The following is an 18,873-nucleotide window of genomic DNA, read 5'->3' as shown; positions in this document are numbered from 1 at the left end:
TTAACTAAGATCAAGCATCCTGCTTCTCGCCAGATAATTTGCCTGTTACCACATCTTGCAAAATAATACGTGCTTTCACCGTACTCCCGTCTTTTCGTTTGAACGACAATACTTGTGTACTGCCCTTCTCAATCAGCGATTTTAACATCGTACTGGTGATTTTTTTGCCTGCATACTCTTTCCAGACCACAAATGAACAGCCTTCCTTGAAACGTGAGCATCCATAACCCTTCTTGCCCTCTATAATCTGACCCGAGCAGCCAGGAGAAGGGCAAGGTGCCAGTAACTCTCTCACTCCAGATGAGCTCGCACTTGAGGACGGCGCCTTGGTGGTCGTGCTTTTCCCACTGCCAACTCTCGATGAAGATGCCGAAGTCTGACGGGACGTTTTTACAGTTGAACCGCCACTAGCCGTCTTGGCTGATGTCCTTGTATTGCCTGCCTGGGTTCTGGCTCCCTTGCCTTTCCCCCTGCCTGCCCGTGAATCTTCTCCAAAAGCATCTGCTGGTGCTGGGGCTTGTACACGCACTTTCTCAATGATGGACAAGGTGAATTTCTTAACGTTCTCCATGAACTTGTCCTGACCCGCCTCACCTTTGGAAATCTGATATAACCTTCTTTCCCATTGCCCGGTCATCTCAGGTGAAGTTAACAGATCTACACCCGCGCGACGAATCAACTCAATAGCCGTTCTGCCTTTGAGCGTTAACTGCATTTTCTTCCCTTGCAGCGTAATGTAACCTACGTTTTTGAGGCGTTCAATTGTAGCCGCACGTGTAGCCGGAGTACCCAGGCCACTATCTTTCATCGCGTCTCGCAGCTCTTCATTCTCGATCTGCTTGCCTGCACTCTCCATCGCTTTCAGCAATGTTCCCTCGGTATAACTCTTGGGAGGCTGGGTCGCCTTCTCCTTGAACTCACTCTTCGTGCATTGAACAGGCAATTCAGGTTGCACACTAAAAGCCTTGTCCGTCCACTCTTCAGCTTCCTCTTCCTCATTGCCGTTTTTCTTGGTCTTCTTCTTGCCTGCACCGCCCTGTTCCTGATCTCCAGAACCGAGAACCACTTTCCATCCGAGGGACAACAGCTCTTTGACAGATGTCTTAAACTGATGTTTCTCCACTTCGGTGAGCACGGTATGTTGCTTATACTCTGCCGGAGGATAAAAGTGAGACAAGAAACGTCTGACAATCAAATCATAGATGTTCTGCTCATCCTTGGATAAGGTACCTGGTCGCTTCAAAGTAGGTAGGATCGCATGGTGATCCTCAACCCTGCTCGGATTACATACCCCTTTATTATTCTTATGAACAAGCTCCGGCTTGGCCCCCTGCGCAAGCTCACTATAGGTACCATTTTTAAGCAGGTTTAGTGTTTTTTGCATACCTTCAATATTCTGTTCTGTAACATAGTTGGAGTTTGTCCGCGGATACGAAATTACCTTGTGTTTTTCATACAAGGCCTGTGCGATATCCAGTGTTTTTTTGGCTCCATACCCAAACTTGGCATTGGCTTCACGCTGTAAAAGGGTCAGGTCATACAAACGATACGGATACTCCTTCGTCTGCTTCGCTTCGTATTTGGTAATCTGCCCTGTCTTGCCCTTCACACTGGCTGCAATGGCCTCTGCTGCCTCCGCATCGGTCAACTTATCTCCCTGACGCAGTCCCCGGTACTCAACACCTTCCTGCCGAAACCAGGCGGCTACTTCATAAAAGGTCTGTGACTGGAACGCTTCAATCTCGATTTCACGATCGTAGATTAGCGCGAGTACCGGCGTCTGCACACGGCCTACAGACAACAATGCATTATGGCGGGTTGTAAACGCCCGTGAGGCATTCATCCCGATCAGCCAATCGGCTTCACTTCTGGCGCGAGCAGCATGGGTCAGATTTTCAAATTCAGAGGCATCCTTCAGACCATCAAAACCACGTCTAATGCTCTCTGCCGTCAAATCCGATATCCATAAACGCTTTACAGGCTGACGCAGCTTCAATTGCTGTTGTATGAGGGCGAAAATGTACTGACCTTCTCTCCCTGCATCGCAAGCATTAACGATCGCTGAAGCCCGTTTTGCCAGTTCTCCAATCATTTTAAGCTGATCTTTAGTCCTCGGATTGGGTACAATCTTGAACTGATCGGGTATGATCGGGAGGTCCGCTATATTCCAGCGTTTGTACTTTGTATCATAGGCATCCGGTTCAGCCAGTCCAAGCAAATGCCCTATCGCCCAAGTGATGATGTAATGTTCACCCTCCAGATACGTGCGATTGTTCTTGGCCTTTGGTTCTATGACGGCGGCAATGGTTCGACCCATGTCGGGTTTTTCCGCTATAACCAGTGTCTTCATCCGTCCATCTCTCCTCCTTCACCGTCCGCATGACGGCAAAAAGGGGCATTCCGCCGACGGAAGCCCCTTGCTTCTGAAACTCATTATATCAGATTTTGGATTCGGGAGCACCTTCCCGAAATGAATTATCCTGCTGCCTGTTCCTTTAATACATGCTTTTGTCTGCACTCTTTGCATACTCCTTGGAAATCCAGACGATGATCCGTAACAGCAAAGCCATACTGACGCTCGATTTGTTGTTCCAAACGAAGCAGACCATCTTCCATAATCTCTTCCACTTTACCACATTCTGTACAGATCAAATGATGGTGGTGATGGGAACCGTCTGTACTTCGCAGATCAAAGCGCGCAGCGCCGTCACCAAAGTTAATCTTTTCAACGACCTGAAGGTCACTCAGCAGTTCGAGAGTGCGGTATACGGTAGCCAATCCAATCTCAGGGAACTGCTCCTTAACCAGCAGAAATACTTCCTCTGCGCTAAAATGATCCTTTTCATGTTCAAGCAATACACGTACAGTAACTTCCCGTTGTTGTGTTAACTTATATCCTTTTTCAACCAATTGATTTTTAATGTGAAAGATCTGTTCTGAAATGGACTTGTCCCGGTTACTTGCCATAGCAGGTCGCACCTCCGATTTATATTCATTGAAATTTACTTTTATCGTACGGATTCATGGTTTCAGTTAATCCTTATTTATAATCATTATAATATAATAATAAATCTTTATCACTTAAAAAGCAATGATATTGCTCACACTTACATGAAATATGTAGTCAAATTGGTTAAAATAACAGCAAACAACCCTCGCTGATCGCGAAGGTTGTCATTGATATCTTGTTCTATACTTTACACCAGAACCGAAGCACCCATCAAGTATTTGTCCACTTCACGAGCAGCCTCCCGGCCTTCATTAATTGCCCATACAACCAAACTTTGACCACGACGCATGTCACCTGCTGCAAATACTTTATCCACATTGGTGTTGTATTTGCCGTAACGTGCCTTAACGTTTGTGCGACGATCTGTTGCAAGTCCCAGTTGCTCTACCAACGTTTGTTCCGGTCCATCAAAACCAATGGCAATCATGGCCATCTGAGCCGGGAATACACGCTCTGTACCGGGAATCGGCTGATAAATTTTGCGACCAGTCTCATCCACAATACGCTCGATCTGTACTGTATGCAATTCTTTGAGGTTCCCCTCATCGTCTCCGACAAATTTCGTTGTCATGATGGAGAACTCACGCGGATCTTGACCAAACAACGCTTTGGCTTCCTCTTGCGCATAATCAAGTGTGTATACGTTCGGGAATTGTGGCCAAGGATTATTAATGCGATCACGCTCCATAGGCGCTTGTGTATGCGTACCGAATTGAGTGATCGTACGACAACCATGGCGCAGCGATGTAGCCACACAGTCAGATCCTGTATCACCGCCACCAATGACGATAATATCTTTATCTTTAGCGGACAGATATTGACCATCTTCCAGATTGGAGTCCAGATAACTCTTAATACTGCCATTCAGGAAATCCATTGCGTAATGAACGCCTTTTAAGTCGCTGCCTTCAATATTGAATTCACGCGGCTTCGTTGCACCACCGCACAATACAACAGCGTCATACTCATCCACCAGCTGTTGTGCTGCAATATCTTTACCAATCTCGGTGTTCGTAATGAATTGAATGCCTTCTGCTTCGAGCAGATCAACACGACGTTGAACTACGTTTTTATCCAATTTCATCGTTGGGATACCGTACATCAGCAATCCGCCGACACGGTCCGAACGCTCATATACGGTTACCGAGTGTCCTGCTTTATTCAACTGAGCCGCAGTAGCCAATCCCGCTGGACCTGAGCCTACGACAGCTACACGTTTACCCGTACGTTTTTCAGGAGGTTGGGGAACCACCCATCCTTCTTCGAAACCTTTTTCAATAATAGCTTCTTCAATGGTTTTGATGGTTACAGGCTGACCAATTAAGCCAACTGTACATGATCCTTCGCAAGGAGCTGGACAGACGCGACCTGTAAACTCTGGGAAATTATTCGTTTTGTGAAGGCGCTCAAGTGCTTCTCTCCACAGTCCGCGATATACAAGATTATTCCATTCTGGAATCAGGTTATGCACGGGGCAACCTGACGTGCCACCAATCATATCTATACCTGTATGGCAATACGGGGTACCACAATCCATGCATCGTGCACCTTGTGTTCTGAGCTCTTCTTCAGCCATGTGTTTATGAAACTCTTCCCAATCCTTAATCCGCTCCGCTGGCTCACGATCTGTTGGCAGTTGACGTTTGTATTCCATAAATCCAGTAGGTGTAGACATCTTACGTTTTCCCCCATCCGTTCTTGTCTTAATCCCTTCATGTGCATGGTTCTATATGAAATGGATTACTCATTACTTGAGTTTTTGTCTATTGTATCACAAAATCTTCTCGAAGATATTTCAATTATAGTAGCATTTACTGTGCTGAATATTAAATGGATTATCCGCATAATTATTTGTATTTTATACATCATATCTTTCAAGTCTACCCATGGTCAATACCCTTATTTTGGTGTTAAATGTGATTTTGAACTGCGAAATCTGGTGTGTGTTAAAGAAATAAAAGGTCGAAACGTTAAGTAAATGTCAGATAATTTGTCATCAAATCCAACATATTTTGCTATAAATCGTTCTCAATTCCGAATATCAGACCTGTTTTAGGGCTTCACAACGTTAAAACCCCAAAACTTTTACACTTTTTTACTGTTTAATGCTTGGCCGTATGTATAATATACATAAATACCAATTACTCATGTGATATTAATGTTATATGTATTCGAGTTTAAACAAGTGACTCATTTTTTTTATAAAGAAAAGACGCTGTTCACGAATATTTCGCAATCAGCGCCTCTCATCATACAAATACGACCGAAGTCAGGAATTTCTTATGTCATATTTACCGTTTACGTTCGTAAAATTCGAATGTATACGCATGAACATTTTTTTCATCCTGTTCGCCTTCAATCTGTTCAATCAGTTCCCATTCGGACCAATCCACTTCAGGGAAAAACGTATCTCCCTCAAAATTCTCATGAATTTTGGTCACCACAAGACGATCTGCAAGTGGCAGGAACTCACGATACACTTGGGAACCCCCAATTACGCACAGTTCCTCACCTTTGGTTACACTCAGACCCTCCTCAATCGTATGTACGACTTCAGCCTGTTCCACCTTGTAGTTCAGATCTCTTGTCACTACGATATTACGACGCTGAGGAAGCGGCTTACCGCCAAAAGATTCCCACGTATTACGTCCCATGATAATGGTTTTGTTCAGCGTACGTTGTTTGAAAAAGGCCATATCCTTGGGTAAACGCCATGGAATCGAATTATTTAATCCGATCACACCGTTCTCCCCCATTGCCCATACCAATTCAATACTCAAGGGTAATACACTCCTTCAATCCAAGTCTCTTGTCGAGATTGAACACATAATTAGACTGCAATTGGAGCTTTAATGCCCGGATGATGCTGATAGTTCTCAAACTCAAAATCTTCAAACTTATAATCAAAAATAGAATCCGGCTTACGCTTGATTACCAGCTTAGGTAAAGCATAAGGTTCACGCTCCAGCTGCGTTTTAACCTGATCAACATGGTTAGAGTAGATGTGAACATCCCCTCCAGACCAGATGAAATCACCCACCTCAAGATCACATTGCTGAGCGATCATATGAGTCAAGAGCGCATAACTCGCGATGTTAAACGGCAATCCGAGGAACGTATCCACGGAACGCATCGTAAGCATACATGATAATTTACCCTCTGCAACGTAAAACTGAAACGCAAAATGACAAGGTGGAAGCTTCATATTATTGATCTCAGCCACATTCCATGCGCTGACAAGGTGACGACGTGAATCCGGATTATTTTTGATCGAATCAATGACTGCGGCGATCTGATCAATTTTTTCTCCGTTTGGGGCTTCCCATGTACGCCACTGCGAGCCGTATACCGGACCGAGATCCCCATTTTCGTCCGCCCAGTCGTCCCAGATCTTCACACCGTTTTCTTTCAAATAAGATATATTGGTATCGCCACTCAAAAACCATAACAGTTCATGAATAACCGATTTGAGATGAATTCGTTTGGTTGTTACCAGCGGAAATCCTTCGGAGAGATCATAACGGAGTTGTCTGCCAAATACAGATTGTGTTCCTGTTCCTGTACGGTCTCCTTTATGCACGCCGTTGTTCAGAATATCCTGCAATAAATCGAGATAGTTTTTCATGTTGAAATCCCCTCACTAAAGAATATTTACACTTACCACTCCATGACAGAACAACCTTCCGATCGCTGTTATCCCCAGATTTTTTTAATCTCCTTTTCCAAAGGTAAAATCCGGGGATAAAGGCGAAGCGTATGCTTCCGATGTAGCTTTCCTTCAGAAAGCTTTTAGCTCCGCTTCTTCAGGTTTTTTCCGTCCTCTACGTTCTCGTGTAAAAGGTTAGTTTAACTAAATATATAGACCGCGATTGGCTTGGAGCCACATCATGACTGATCATTACTACAGTGTACCACAAATTGAGTTGTTGGATAAAATCAATTCACTGAAACTTATGAGCGTGTAAATTTTCATCATATCACATACACGAGTATTTTATATTTCTCGACTCTTGCTCAGAAAAAAGAGACGAATAACGCGTTAACGTCATTCGTCTCTTCTGATATACGTATAATGCCGGACGGATCCGAAGCTTAGTTGATCTTAACGGGAGATGATGTGGATCGGGTGACCCATAACCAATTCCGCAGCTTCCATCACGATTTCGCCCAAAGTTGGGTGAGCGTGAATTGTGAGAGCCAGATCTTCCAAAGTAGCGCCCATCTCAATTGCCAAACCAAGCTCAGCAATCAAGTTGGAAGCTTCCAGACCTACGATTTGGCAACCCAATACAAGGCCGCTTTCTTCGTCAGCTACGATTTTCACGAAACCTTCAGCGTGGTTCAAAGATACAGCACGGCCGTTACCCGCATAAGGGAACTTGCCTGCTTTTACTTTGTAACCTTTTTCTTTAGCTTCTTTTTCAGTGTAACCTACGCTGGAACATTCTGGATCTGTGAACACAACAGCTGGCATACATTTGTAGTCAACTACAGATGGTTGTCCTGCGATTGCTTCAGCAGCCACTTTACCTTCATAAGAAGCTTTGTGTGCCAGAGCCAGACCAGATACGATGTCACCGATAGCAAAGATGTGAGGAATGCTGGTACGACCTTGGTGGTCAACTTTGACAAATCCACGCTCGTCAACGTCAACACCAATCATGTCGAGACCCAGTTCTCCATCTGTGTTTGGACGACGTCCAACAGTTACCAGCAGGTAATCTGCAGTTACTTCTTTGGACTCACCATTTACAGAGTACTTAACAGTTACATCTTTATCCGTTTGCTCAGCACTTTCAGCTTTTGCACCCGTTACGATTTCGATGCCTGTTTTCTTCATGTTTTTAGCCACGAGGCTAGTCATGTCTTTATCGAAACCTGGCAGTACTGTATCCAAACCTTCGATGATTGTTACTTTTGCACCGAATTTGGAGTACATTTGACCAAGCTCAGCACCGATATATCCGCCACCGATAACGATCATGCTTTTTGGTACTTCAGGCAAGTTCAGAGCTTCTGTCGAAGACAGAATGCGTCCACCAAATGGGAAAGGTTTCAGTTCGATTGGACGGGAACCTGTTGCAATAATTGCATTTTTAAATTTGTAACGTGGAGACTCGTGGTCATTGAATACACGAGCTTCGTTTTCGTTGATGAACATGCACTCACCGTTGAAAACTTCAACTTTGTTGCCTTTGAGCAAACCAGCTACGCCGCCAGTCATTTTCTTAACAACGCCGTTTTTGAACTCTTGAGTTTTGCTGAAGTCCACTTTTACGTTCTCAGCAGAGATACCAAAAGCTTCACCGTGAAGTGCAGACTCATATTGGTGTGCAGCAGAGATCAGGGCTTTGGATGGAATACATCCACGGTTCAAACAAACACCGCCCAGTTCGGATTTGTCTACGATCAATACGCTTTGGCCCAGTTGAGCAGCGCGGATGGCAGCTACATAGCCGCCAGGACCCGCACCAATTACTAATGTGTCGATATTGAGAGAAGCGTCGCCTACTACCATATCTTACACCTCCATAACAAGCAGCTCAGGGTTAGCGAGCAGCTGTTTAATGTAATTCATAAAGTTTTGTGCTGTTGCGCCATCGATGATACGGTGGTCAAAGCTCAGGGAAAGAGCCATTACAGGTGCTGCAACTACTTCGCCGTTTTTGATCACTGCTTTTTCGCTGATGCGTCCTGTTCCGAGAATAGCAACTTCAGGGAAGTTGATGATTGGAGTGAAGAACATACCGCCAGCAGAACCGATGTTACTGATGGAGATTGTGCTTCCTCTCATTTCATTCGCGCTCAATTTGCCTTCACGACCACGAGCAGCCAGATCACGGATAGAATCAGCAATCATCCAGATGGATTTACGATCAGCATCTTTGATAACAGGAACGATCAAGCCGTTGTCTGTATCTGTAGCAATACCGATGTTGTAGTATTTTTTGTAAACAATTTCGTTAGCTTCTTCATCAATCATAGCGTTCAGAGCCGGGAATTGGCGGGAAGCCGCAACCAGTGCTTTAACGATGAATGGCAGATAAGTAACTTTTGTTCCTTTTTTCTCTGCAATTGGTTTCATGCGAGTACGGAAAGCAACCAATTCAGTTACGTCCACTTCGTCCATGATTGTAACGTGAGGTGCTGTGTAAGCCGATTTAACCATTGCATTAGAGATCGCTTTACGGATACCTTTAAATGGTACGCGCTCTTCTTCAACGTGTTGATCAGCTGCAGCTGCTGGTGCTGCGGATTTTTTCTCTTCTTGAGCCGGAGCTTCGGAAGATGCCGCTGCGGAAGAACCGCCACCGTTTTTGAAGGATTCAACATCTTCTTTGGTTACTTTACCGTTGTTGCCAGTGCCGTTAACCTGAGCGATGTCTACACCTTGTTCGCGAGCAAATTTACGCACGCTTGGTGTTGCCAGAACGTCTTTGGCAGGTACTGCCGGAACGCTGTTGTTGCCGCCTTCTTTAGCTGCATCCGAGCTGGAAGCTGCTGCAGAAGAACCGCTTGTGTCAGCTCCGCCTTGAGCTGCATCTTTCTCTTGCTCGCCTTGATCGCCAGCAGGAGCGTCGTCTTGCTCAGGAAGTTCGCCTTCTGCATCGATGATCGCTACAACTTCACCAACGTGGCAGACTTGACCGTCTTTAGCGAATACTTCTGTAACTGTTCCGTTAACCGGACAAGGTACTTCTACAACCGCTTTGTCGTTCTGTACTTCCATGATGATGTCGTCGTCAGTTACTTTGTCACCGACTTTGATGTGCATCTTGATGATTTCGCCTTCGTGCAGGCCTTCGCCCAATTCAGGGAATTTATATTCAAATTTAGCCAACTGAAAAACCTCCTTGATTATGTGCTCAATCCTGAAAACAACCCTTAACTCCAAGAAACAACTGTTACTGCTAATGCAAATAACTGTTACTCAAGGGGCTAATGGCTGTTTACAGTGCAGCTTGCGCTGCGGTGTGAATCACCATACTGCGCCTTGCGGCATGTCAGATGATTAAATTAGAAATTTACGACTTTGTTAACCGCAGCAATGATACGCGCCGGGTTAGGCAGCCATGTATCTTCGATTTGTGCAAATGGATATACAGTGTCCGGACCAGCTACACGCAGAACCGGAGCTTCCAAGTGCAGGATTGCTTTTTCATTGATTTGGGCAATGACTTCAGCTGCAACACCTGCGCTCTTTTGAGCTTCCTGTACAACAATTGCACGGTTTGTTTTCTTAACGGAAGCAACGATAGTATCGATGTCGATCGGGCTAACCGTACGAAGGTCGATAACTTCAACTTTGATTCCTTGTTTTTCGAGTTCATCTGCTGCTTTCACAGAAGTGTGAACCATCATACCGTAAGTAATGATCGTTACATCAGAACCTTCACGAACAACGTTCGCTTTGCCCAATTCAACAACGTAATCTTCTTCAGGCACTTCTGCACGGAAAGCATGGTACAAGTTCAAGTGCTCCATGAAGAATACAGGATCGTTATCGCGAATAGAAGCGATCATCAGACCTTTTGCATCGTAAGGGTTAGAAGGAATTACGACTTTGATACCTGGTGTTTGCGTGAGCAGACCTTCCAGGGAATCTGTATGCAATTCTGCCGCTTTTACGCCGCCACCGAATGGTGTACGGAATACGATTGGAGAATTGTATTTTCCACCGGAGCGGAAACGCATACGAGCAGCTTGCACTACCATTTGGTCAAGGGCTTCGAAGATAAAACCAACGAATTGGATCTCAGCAACCGGACGGAAGCCTTGTACACCCAGACCTACAGCCAGACCACCAATAGCGGACTCAGCCAATGGTGTATCAAATACACGCTCTTCGCCAAACTCTTTTTGCAGACCTTCCGTTACACGGAAAACACCGCCTACATTACCTACGTCTTCACCGAAAAGCAGAACGTTAGGATCACGTTTCAACTCCACGCGAAGCGCATCACGGATTGCTTCTTTCATGTTCATTTGTGCCATTTGCTTCATTTCCTCCTTAAACATTGACAGTTCACATTTGAATTCGTACATGTATACCGGGACATTAAAGTCGCGGATGTTTATGCTTTATCGGAAAAAACTTATTGGAAATCAGCTTTTTGCTCTTCCAAGTGCTTAGGCGTTTGTTCGAACATGCTGTCGATCAAGCCTGAAATCGTCATTTTCTCGGTTTTTTCCGCTTTTTTGATCTCTTCATTTACTTTAGCTTTTGCTTCTTCTTTCACACGTGCTGTATCTTCTTCAGTCCAAAGACCTTTTTTCTCCAGATATTTAGCGAAACGTGCGATAGGATCTTTAGCAGACCATTCTGCCTCTTCTTCTTTTGTACGATACTTGGAAGCATCATCCGAAAGGGAGTGAGGACGGAAACGGTAAGTTACTGCTTCGATCAATGTTGCGCCTTCTCCGTTACGTCCACGCTCAGCAGCTTCCTGAACAGCTTTGATAACAGCGAAGATGTCCATACCGTCAACTTTAACACCTTTGATACCTGCTGCTACCGCTTTGTGAGCGATGGAAAGAGCTGCAGTTTGTTTAGCAAAAGGAGTAGTGATGGCATAACCATTGTTTTGTACAAAGAAGATAACAGGCAGTTTGTATACACCAGCGTAGTTCAGACCTTCATAGAAGTCACCTTCAGAAGAACCGCCATCACCTGTGTACGTGATAACAACTTGTTTTTGTTTCTTCAATTTGTAACCCATAGCGATACCCATTGCATGCAGAATTTGTGCACCAATGATGATTTGTGGCATCAATACATTAACGCCATCTGGAATTTGTCCACCATGTTGGTGTCCACGGGAGTACAAGAATGCTTGATAAAGAGGAAGTCCGTGCCATACGAGTTGCGGAATGTCACGATAGCCAGGACATACAAAGTCTTCTTTTTCAATTGCAAATTCACTACCAACCATTGTCGCTTCTTGACCAGATACTGGAGCATAGAAACCAAGACGACCTTGACGGCCAAGGTTTACTGCACGGTCATCCCAAGTACGGGTAAATACCATGCGGTACATAATTTCTTTTAATTGATCATCGGAAAGTGTAGGCATCATGTCTTTGTTAACAATTTCGCCGTCAGGAGACAGCACGGACAGAGCTTCTACATCCTCTGTATACACTTCATAAGGAACCTTGCTCATTTTTTTCTTCACCTCAACAAAAAATTTGAATATCAAGTTCCGCTGTTATAATATTATTATACACCTGTTTCACTCCATACGTCAAAGAAATCCGTAATTTTTTTATGTTTCCTGCCGGATTGTATGTATAACAGGGGCTTAATATTGGTATAACAGCATAATACATGATTGCGTGTTTGACCTAACCCCGCACAAGGGTAATCTTACCGTATTGCGCGGTCGAATGCAAAAAATTAACCGAGAAAGGTGACGTTTTATGACGGATTCCCGCTATTTGAAACGCACGATTGTGAAGGAAGAGATTGAAAGTCGCTATCTCGGAGAGAAGCGAACGCTCCGTATTTACCTTCCTCCGGGCTATAACGAATTGCTTAGCTACCCTGTCGTTTATTGTCAGGATGGCGAAGAATTTTTTAATTTCGGACGAATTGCTACAACAGCTAACCAAATTATTCTGGACGAAGGAGCCGAACCTTTCATTATTGTAGGGGTTCAGGTCGATGTGTCTGTGAGAACGCAGGAATATGCTCCATTTGGAGATCGGTTCAAGGCATATACCACTTGCTTCGCTGAAGAGATTATTCCCTATATAGAAGAGAAATATCCTGTGCGCCGTTCTCCGCAGGAACGCATTCTTGCCGGAGACTCGCTCGGTGGCAGTGTTTCGCTTCATCTTGCTCTGTTATATCCGGATCTGTTTACACGTGTGATCAGCATGTCTGGTGCCTTCTACTCTGCTTCACAGGAGATCTATGCCGCAGCTGAAGATCTGTCTTGGCTCTCGATCTGGATGATTGTTGGCTTGCAAGAGACTGATTTCGAGGCAGACACGGGTACGTATGATTTTGTTCAATTAAACCGGGATACTCGAGAATTACTGGAAAAGCGTGGTGCCCTCGTCTCCTATCAGGAGAAAGACGGAAAACACCAATGGGGTTTTTGGCAGAAGGAATTGCCCGAAGCATTACTTTATTTTCTCCAGGAAAGATAAAAGGACCACTTTAACAAGCGGCTGAAATGCCGCTATTTTTTTTCATTTTAATGATACCGCTTACAATTGTAACCTGAAAAAGAAGCAGGATATCCTGCTTGCTTTAAGTGCTCTAATCCTGCTTCTTTGTCCAATTACAAATTAAGCATGAATTCCGTTTACTTTTTAGGCTAAGGAATGTTCCGCTTCAATCTTACTCAACAGAACATCGCAGCCTGCGTTAACCAGCTCGTACACCTCTTCAAAATTGCCTGTGTGATATGGGTCAGGTACTTCTCTGAGTTTTTCCTTAGGAAGCATGTCCATGAACTTGATGATGTCCGCCTCAGCTCCGCCTGGAACGTTGCGCACATTATCTGCATTGGAATTATCCATACACACAATGTAATCAAATTGAGTAAAGTCTTCGCTGGCGAACTGTCTTGCTGCCATGTTGGCATAAGAAATCTGGTACGAATCAAGCAATTTTCGCGTCCCTTCATGCGGAGGTTTACCAACATGCCAGTCCCCTGTACCCGCAGAGTCCACACGAATCTGGTGTTCAAGCCCCTTCTCCAGGACTTTGTGACGCAAAACGGCTTCAGCCATTGGTGATCTACATATATTGCCCAGACATACAAACAAAACATTAATCATATTAATCCCCCTTGCTTAACGTACCTTGAAGTACCGACGATGTTGGCTGTGTCACAATGTTCTCCGGCTGAGGACTGACGTTTCCGGTCTCAGATGGTACGAGCGAACGACGTGGCAGTTTCCATTTATAATGTACAGAACACATCCGGAAGAACACAACGGCCGCAAAACAAAATAATAATCCAGCATTCGTTGTTAACCAGCCCATACCTATAACAAAACCGGCTGTCATTGCCCATACAGCATAGATTTCGTCACGCAATACAAGCGGTTTACGTCCAGCAAGCACATCACGAATAACGCCTCCACCAATACCGGTCATTACTGCTGCAACGATAACTGCGCTAATAGGATGTCCCATGTTCGCCGCGTAGAGCGCCCCTTGAATTGCAAATGCTGCGAGTCCGATTGCATCAAACAGCGCCTCTGTTCGCTTCCAGTGACTAATCCACTTGAGAGGTAATATAAACGCAATCGCTACTGATACTAGGGCTAACATAATAAGTGATCCCTGACTCCACAGTGTCGTTACAGGTATACCTATAAGTACATTCCGGATAATCCCGCCTCCGAATGCCGTGACAAGTCCAAGCACTAGAACACCCAGAATGTCATACTCCTCTTCCATTGCCACGAAGGCACCGGACATTGCAAATGCGATAGTGCCTATAATGCTGAATACTTCAAAAATGTGTAAGTCCAACCTGTTCAAACCTCACTTTTCAAGTCATCTCCATGTCGCTCTACCCATTGTATCCGCGAGCACTGAAATTGTGCAACCACATTTTGTGGATTATACTGGTTTGGTGAATATATTTGTACAGGTTCCAACATTATATTTGAACAATGGACTATTTTTCTCTGAATTAGGAAGGATGAAATAAAATGACGGCGAAACGGATTATTATTTTTACAGGCGGAAACTTATCTGTAGAATTACTTCAGGAAATACGAGAAGATGATATGATCATCGCGGCCGATCGCGGTGCATTATTTTTAATTGAACACGGAATTCAGCCACACATTGCAGTAGGAGACTTCGACTCCATTAATGAAGAGGAACGTATCATTGTAAGTAACAATAGCATTCGGTTCATTACATGCGACCCTGTTCACAAAGATCTTACTGATACAGAAATGGCTTTTGAGACAGCGCTAGATTACGAACCTTCTCACATCTTAATGTTAGGTGCTACAGGTACACGTATGGATCACACACTCGCCAATGTACATATTATGGTTCGCGCGATGCAGCATCATATCTCCTGTGCCATTCAGGACAAGCACAATTACATGACACTGACCACATCCAAAGCTGTGGTTGAGGACCGTGACTATAAATATGTTTCTCTGCTCCCCTTGACTCATGAAGTTACTGGAATAACTCTAGATGGTTTTATGTATCCGCTAGATCAAGCCACCATTCGCATGGGACAATCCTTGGGTGTAAGCAACAAGCTCTTAGGCTCCTCCGGTACAGTCACTATTGATAGCGGCTTATTACTGATTATTCAGAGCAAAGATTGAATCTATTCGTATGCTTCATAGTTATTTATTACGTTTTTGTAACCAGTGATTCAATCAAGAAAATAGGTTCACACATAATAAAGACCCTTGATATTCAAGGGTCTTTGTTGTTTCATCATTATTCTTCATTCGTCAATGATTAATTTTTTGACATTTTTAATCATATTTTAATAAACATACCCAAACCATTGTGGTGCAAGGGATTACACTCCCCTATCCAATTTCTAGGCTGTTACAAAGCTGTTATACTCGCTCTAGCAACTTAACGAAAACGAATTTTGGAGGTACTAACTAACATGAAAACAAACATCTTTGTCCAAAAGGCCGTAACCGTCGGGTTGTGCGCTACACTAGGTTTTGGAGCTGTATTAATGACTAACGCACCTGTTGCACAGGCAGCAACTGCTTCTGTATCCACAGGTCAACAGATTGTTAACTATGGTAAACAATTTACTGGAACTCCATATAAATTTGGTGCTTCAACCTCAACAACCAAAGTTTTTGATTGCTCTTCTTTTATGAAATATATTTTCAAAAAGTATGGTGTAGATTTGCCGCGCACTTCCGTGAACCAATCCAAAGAAGGTAAAGCTGTGTCTAAAGCTAATCTCCGTGTCGGAGATCTGGTATTCTTCTCCAGCGGTAGCCGTTCTACCGGTTCCAATGTCACTCACGTAGGCGTTTATGCGGGAAATGGTAAGATTCTGCATACGTACGGATCTCCAGGCGTAACCCTCTCTGATCTGGACTCTGGTACTTGGAAGAGAACGTATGTTAAAGCTCGTCGTGTACTTTAGATTCACATCATAGCTAATGAGTAAGGACCGGGGGTATTATCCGGTCTTTTATTTTTACCCTCTTTTTGCCACACTTTAAACTGGTGATTCATGGAACTAACCTTCGTAATCTAATTTTTATCATGCAACATATAACCGATCCCACGCACAGTATGAATCAGTTTCACACTTCTTCCCTTATCCACCTTAACCCTCAGATGTTTGATATACACATCCACAACGTTGGTATCCATCGCATACTCATATCCCCATACTTCCCGCAAAATATCACTCCGGGTACATGCTTTATTCACATGCAGGGCCAGAAATTCCAGCAATTCGTACTCTTTTGGTGTTAATGTCAGGTATTCACCCGCACGATTTACCCGTCTTGAACGCAAATTCACTTTAAGATCATGTACTACAATTACTTCTTCGCCCTCTGGTGTTGCATTCGCAAAAACACGCAATAAGTTTCGTATTCTGGCAAGCATTACGGTCATGTGGATGGGTTCCTCCATCACGTCATTAGCTCCATAATCCAGCCATTCCACGATGAACTGAGGAGATGCATTTGAAGTAATAACCAGTAGAGGTATAACCTGACCTTTATCTAACCATCGTTTTAATTCTAATTTCTGATCCTTGCCACAATGTTTCGTCCCCTCTTCCCGGTCTACCAGGATGATCAGGTTAATATGCAACAACGAAGGCTCGACGGATTGGTTTAGTTCAGACCACTCCATTCGTTGCACTTCATACCCTTCGCTACATAAAACATCCTGAATAAGGCTGACCTGCTCTCCTGCTCCAATCAGCAAAATGGCTGTTTTCACTCTTTTTCACCCGGCCTGTCTCTATCCCCACCGCTCGCAGCAATGGTTGGTACAGATAGCATGCCGTAAAATGAAAAAGTCCATTCCCTCAAGGGAACAGACTTTGCTTCTTTCTTGCTTTAACCAAAGTAGCGATGGACAAGCGTACGTGCTTCAGCTGTGTCTTTTGTTCCGTGTACGAGGACACGTCCATCTTGGAAAATAACCATTCTATGGACTCCTGTTGTAAAAGAAACCAGAAACGGATTGGATTCCACTTTTCCTTCTTGAAGCCTGTTCAGGCGATCTGCTGTATGTTGAAGATCCAGATTCATGCGCCTTGCAGGTCGGATCTGAACGGTGTCCCTGCCACACAACACATCTGTTTTCTCCAGATTGGACGCAGAAAGATATGGATACGTTGCCGAAGTACCGCAGGAAGGACAGTCTTGCTTTTTCGCACCATCCACATTGATGGATATGTATTCGTTCCTCCACACGTCAAATGACAATAACTTACGTCTCAATGCATTTGCATTGCCACTAAGTAACTTCATCGCTTCTGCGGTCTGATTCGCCGTTACCATCTGTACGGCTTGAGGTATGATGCCAGACGTATCACAGGTATCTCCACCCAGAGGGACTTCACCCAGCAAACAATTTAAACATGGCGTATCTCCGGGCATAAACGTATAGGTAATACCATAACTACCTACGCATCCACCATAAATCCAGGGAATACCGTGCTTCTGTGCCATATCATTAATAAGTAGTCGGGTATCAAAGTTATCCGTTGCATCCATGATCAAGTCTGTATGCTGAACGAGTTCTTCCAACTCATCTACTCTGACGTCCAACACTTTCCCTTCCACATGAACCGTGGAATTAATGGCAGATAAACGTTTTTCCGCCGCCATTGCCTTCGGTATCCGCTCAAGCGCGTCCTGTTCTACATATAATTGCTGCCGCTGCAGGTTACTCCACTCCACATAATCACGATCCACAATCGTTAAGTGTCCGACTCCTGAACGAACTAACGTTTCTGCAATTCCTGTTCCGAGTGCGCCAGCGCCTACAATTAAAACTCTGCTGCCCTTTAATCTGGCCTGGCCTTCCTTGCCAAGTGGCGCGTACCGTTCCTGTCTGGAATAACGATCGGCCTGCTCGGAAGATGTTATTTGATCTGTCATGTATGAACCATTCCTTCCACCGGACTACTGGCTGCTGCATAACGCTTTACGGGAATCATGCCTGCCTCATATGCCAATCTACCGGCTTCTACCCCCAATCGCATCGCTTTAGCCATGCTCACTGGATCCCCTGATCCGGATACGGCTGTATTTAACAATACGCCATCGGCACCAAGTTCCATCGCATAAGCAGCATCTTTTGGGGAGCGCAATCCTGCATCCACAATTACAGGTACAACGGCCTGCTCAATGATGATCTCAAGGTTATAGGGATTGATGATACCTCTACCAGCTCCGATGGGAGAAGCGCCAGGCATTACAGCATGTACGCCAAGTAATTGTAGCCTTTTGGCCAGAATGACATCATCCGAAATATAAGGCAATACCGTGAAGCCCTTTTCCAGCAAAATTTCGCAAGCCTTGTACGTTTCAATCGGATCTGGGAGTAACGTCATTCCATCTCCGATGACTTCGACTTTTATCATATCACAAAGTCCTGAAGCCCGCGCAAGCTCGGCAATCCGCACCGCCTCTTCCGCAGTGGAAGCCCCTGCCGTATTCGGAAGAAGTGTGTATTTATCCAGATCCAACGTATCCAGGAAATGCTTCTGGTTACGCTCTTCCAGATTCAGACGACGAACAGCAAAGGTCAAAACTTCCGTTTCAGATGCTTCCACAGCCTGACTTTGCACTTCCAGATCCGAAAACTTGCCTGTTCCAAGCAACAATCTGGACTCAAACGTATATTTACCAATGTTCAACAT

17 protein-coding genes are annotated in these 18,873 nt (G+C 44.5%); 3 read left to right on the top strand and 14 right to left on the bottom strand.

Going from position 1 to position 18,873, the window contains the following annotated elements:
* Positions 1 to 10 precede the first annotated feature (10 nt).
* From CXK86_RS10695 to pdhA, 9 genes are all read right to left on the bottom strand, one after another.
* On the bottom strand, positions 11 to 2,350 hold the full coding sequence (locus tag CXK86_RS10695; protein WP_076250243.1) for a type IA DNA topoisomerase: 2,340 nt from the start codon (positions 2,348 to 2,350) through the stop codon (positions 11 to 13).
* Between the two features lie 125 nt (positions 2,351 to 2,475).
* Positions 2,476 to 2,967 carry a ferric iron uptake transcriptional regulator gene (fur, locus tag CXK86_RS10690; RefSeq protein WP_036613667.1) on the bottom strand — a complete coding sequence of 164 codons (492 nt, stop codon included), beginning with the start codon at positions 2,965 to 2,967 and terminating at the stop codon, positions 2,476 to 2,478.
* Between the two features lie 230 nt (positions 2,968 to 3,197).
* Positions 3,198 to 4,685: a glutamate synthase subunit beta gene (locus tag CXK86_RS10685; RefSeq protein WP_036673826.1), complete on the bottom strand. Its 1,488-nt coding sequence runs from the start codon at positions 4,683 to 4,685 to the stop codon at positions 3,198 to 3,200.
* Between the two features lie 616 nt (positions 4,686 to 5,301).
* Complete coding sequence (locus CXK86_RS10680; protein ID WP_076250241.1) at positions 5,302 to 5,790, bottom strand: dihydrofolate reductase; 489 nt, start codon at positions 5,788 to 5,790, stop codon at positions 5,302 to 5,304.
* A gap of 50 nt (positions 5,791 to 5,840) precedes the next feature.
* Positions 5,841 to 6,635 (bottom strand): thymidylate synthase, encoded by a 795-nt coding sequence (gene thyA / locus CXK86_RS10675; protein WP_036613661.1) that lies wholly within the window; start codon positions 6,633 to 6,635, stop codon positions 5,841 to 5,843.
* 477 nt (positions 6,636 to 7,112) lie between these two features.
* Positions 7,113 to 8,528 carry a dihydrolipoyl dehydrogenase gene (gene lpdA, locus CXK86_RS10670; protein WP_036613658.1) on the bottom strand — a complete coding sequence of 472 codons (1,416 nt, stop codon included), beginning with the start codon at positions 8,526 to 8,528 and terminating at the stop codon, positions 7,113 to 7,115.
* Positions 8,529 to 8,531: 3 nt separating this feature from the next.
* The gene (locus CXK86_RS10665) at positions 8,532 to 9,851 is read right to left on the bottom strand and encodes a dihydrolipoamide acetyltransferase family protein (protein ID WP_047843378.1); all 1,320 of its coding nucleotides are present in this window, start codon (positions 9,849 to 9,851) and stop codon (positions 8,532 to 8,534) included.
* 176 nt (positions 9,852 to 10,027) lie between these two features.
* The gene (locus CXK86_RS10660) at positions 10,028 to 11,005 is read right to left on the bottom strand and encodes an alpha-ketoacid dehydrogenase subunit beta (protein WP_036613653.1); all 978 of its coding nucleotides are present in this window, start codon (positions 11,003 to 11,005) and stop codon (positions 10,028 to 10,030) included.
* A 101-nt stretch (positions 11,006 to 11,106) separates the two neighbouring features.
* Complete coding sequence (gene pdhA / locus CXK86_RS10655) at positions 11,107 to 12,174, bottom strand: pyruvate dehydrogenase (acetyl-transferring) E1 component subunit alpha (RefSeq protein ID WP_017688072.1); 1,068 nt, start codon at positions 12,172 to 12,174, stop codon at positions 11,107 to 11,109.
* Positions 12,175 to 12,430: 256 nt separating this feature from the next.
* Between pdhA and CXK86_RS10650 the strand changes: the two genes are divergently transcribed.
* On the top strand, positions 12,431 to 13,165 hold the full coding sequence (locus CXK86_RS10650) for an alpha/beta hydrolase (protein WP_036613651.1): 735 nt from the start codon (positions 12,431 to 12,433) through the stop codon (positions 13,163 to 13,165).
* Between the two features lie 165 nt (positions 13,166 to 13,330).
* On the opposite strand, the gene CXK86_RS10645 is transcribed toward CXK86_RS10650, so the two are convergent.
* Both CXK86_RS10645 and CXK86_RS10640 read right to left on the bottom strand, forming a co-directional pair.
* Complete coding sequence (locus CXK86_RS10645) at positions 13,331 to 13,801, bottom strand: low molecular weight protein-tyrosine-phosphatase (protein WP_036613648.1); 471 nt, start codon at positions 13,799 to 13,801, stop codon at positions 13,331 to 13,333.
* A 1-nt stretch (position 13,802) separates the two neighbouring features.
* Entirely contained in the window at positions 13,803 to 14,504 is a 702-nt protein-coding gene (locus tag CXK86_RS10640; protein WP_036613646.1) for a trimeric intracellular cation channel family protein, read from the bottom strand.
* A gap of 182 nt (positions 14,505 to 14,686) precedes the next feature.
* Here CXK86_RS10640 and CXK86_RS10635 point away from each other — a divergent pair, with 182 nt between their 5' ends.
* The gene (locus CXK86_RS10635) at positions 14,687 to 15,328 is read left to right on the top strand and encodes a thiamine diphosphokinase (protein WP_076250239.1); all 642 of its coding nucleotides are present in this window, start codon (positions 14,687 to 14,689) and stop codon (positions 15,326 to 15,328) included.
* Positions 15,329 to 15,624: 296 nt separating this feature from the next.
* Positions 15,625 to 16,125: a C40 family peptidase gene (locus CXK86_RS10630; protein ID WP_076250238.1), complete on the top strand. Its 501-nt coding sequence runs from the start codon at positions 15,625 to 15,627 to the stop codon at positions 16,123 to 16,125.
* A gap of 110 nt (positions 16,126 to 16,235) precedes the next feature.
* On the opposite strand, the gene CXK86_RS10625 is transcribed toward CXK86_RS10630, so the two are convergent.
* The 3 genes from CXK86_RS10625 to CXK86_RS10615 form a co-directional block, all read right to left on the bottom strand.
* The gene (locus CXK86_RS10625) at positions 16,236 to 16,940 is read right to left on the bottom strand and encodes a response regulator transcription factor (RefSeq protein ID WP_076250236.1); all 705 of its coding nucleotides are present in this window, start codon (positions 16,938 to 16,940) and stop codon (positions 16,236 to 16,238) included.
* Positions 16,941 to 17,059: 119 nt separating this feature from the next.
* Positions 17,060 to 18,109, bottom strand: a complete 1,050-nt coding sequence (locus CXK86_RS10620) for a ThiF family adenylyltransferase (protein ID WP_076250234.1) — start codon at positions 18,107 to 18,109, stop codon at positions 17,060 to 17,062.
* Entirely contained in the window at positions 18,106 to 18,873 is a 768-nt protein-coding gene (locus tag CXK86_RS10615; protein WP_076250623.1) for a thiazole synthase, read from the bottom strand. Before CXK86_RS10615 ends, CXK86_RS10620 begins: the two co-directional genes overlap by 4 nt.

The organism is Paenibacillus sp. BGI2013, from assembly GCF_002843485.1.
Lineage (GTDB): Bacteria > Bacillota > Bacilli > Paenibacillales > Paenibacillaceae > Paenibacillus > Paenibacillus amylolyticus.
The sequence above is the reverse complement of the archived record's forward strand: the minus strand, read 5'-3'. Positions and strand labels throughout refer to the sequence as shown.

Excerpts from the sequence above, each read along its gene's own strand:
- CXK86_RS10620 (WP_076250234.1), bottom strand. The coding sequence starts at position 18,109 with ATGACAGATCAAATAACATCTTCCGAGCAGGCCGATCGTTATTCCAGA.
- CXK86_RS10660 (WP_036613653.1), bottom strand. The coding sequence starts at position 11,005 with ATGGCACAAATGAACATGAAAGAAGCAATCCGTGATGCGCTTCGCGTG.
- CXK86_RS10695 (WP_076250243.1), bottom strand. The coding sequence starts at position 2,350 with ATGAAGACACTGGTTATAGCGGAAAAACCCGACATGGGTCGAACCATT.
- CXK86_RS10645 (WP_036613648.1), bottom strand. The coding sequence starts at position 13,801 with ATGATTAATGTTTTGTTTGTATGTCTGGGCAATATATGTAGATCACCA.
- CXK86_RS10650 (WP_036613651.1), top strand. The coding sequence starts at position 12,431 with ATGACGGATTCCCGCTATTTGAAACGCACGATTGTGAAGGAAGAGATT.
- CXK86_RS10630 (WP_076250238.1), top strand. The coding sequence starts at position 15,625 with ATGAAAACAAACATCTTTGTCCAAAAGGCCGTAACCGTCGGGTTGTGC.
- CXK86_RS10615 (WP_076250623.1), bottom strand. The coding sequence starts at position 18,873 with ATGTTGAACATTGGTAAATATACGTTTGAGTCCAGATTGTTGCTTGGA.
- fur (WP_036613667.1), bottom strand. The coding sequence starts at position 2,967 with ATGGCAAGTAACCGGGACAAGTCCATTTCAGAACAGATCTTTCACATT.
- thyA (WP_036613661.1), bottom strand. The coding sequence starts at position 6,635 with ATGAAAAACTATCTCGATTTATTGCAGGATATTCTGAACAACGGCGTG.
- lpdA (WP_036613658.1), bottom strand. The coding sequence starts at position 8,528 with ATGGTAGTAGGCGACGCTTCTCTCAATATCGACACATTAGTAATTGGT.
- CXK86_RS10635 (WP_076250239.1), top strand. The coding sequence starts at position 14,687 with ATGACGGCGAAACGGATTATTATTTTTACAGGCGGAAACTTATCTGTA.
- pdhA (WP_017688072.1), bottom strand. The coding sequence starts at position 12,174 with ATGAGCAAGGTTCCTTATGAAGTGTATACAGAGGATGTAGAAGCTCTG.
- CXK86_RS10685 (WP_036673826.1), bottom strand. The coding sequence starts at position 4,685 with ATGTCTACACCTACTGGATTTATGGAATACAAACGTCAACTGCCAACA.